Here is a 495-nt window from a genome sequence, read left to right on the forward strand (position 1 = left end):
CGCGATCTGCTGCGGGCTGCGGTTGGTGTAGGGGCTCGCGGCCTTCTCGTTGTATTCCTCGGTGGCCTGCATCCGCTGCTCGGTGTCGATGCCGTCGTTGATCACCAGGTAGCTGCCCGGCGCCACCGAGTCGAGCAGGCGCGTGACGATGCTGCGGCACTGGTCGTATTCGGAGATGTTGCCCAGGACACCCAGCATCATCAGCGCCACGGGCTGCTCGAAGTCCAGCGTCTTGGCCGCCTCGTCGAGGAGACGCTCCACATCGCGCACGTCGGCGTCGACGTACTCGGTGACGCCTTCCTCGCTGGAGGTGAGCAGCGCGCGGGCGTGGGCCAGGACCAGCGGGTCGTTGTCGACGTAGACGATCCGGCAGGCGGGATCGATCGCCTGGGCGACCTCGTGGGTGTTGTTGGCCGTGGGCAGGCCGGTGCCGATGTCGAGGAACTGGCGGACGCCCGCCTCGGCGACGAGGTGGCGTACGGCGCGCCGGAGGAA

Annotated in this window: 1 protein-coding gene; it reads right to left on the reverse strand. The window is 68.5% G+C overall.

Annotation, left to right across the window (positions count from 1 at the left end; translation table 11 throughout):
- Positions 1-495, reverse strand: a 495-nt coding sequence (locus H5J30_RS35780) for an SAM-dependent methyltransferase (protein ID WP_181791940.1), incomplete at both ends; no start/stop codon positions are given.

This window comes from Streptomyces phytophilus, from assembly GCF_013870535.1.
In the GTDB taxonomy this organism is placed as follows: Bacteria; Actinomycetota; Actinomycetes; order Streptomycetales; family Streptomycetaceae; genus Streptomyces; species Streptomyces phytophilus.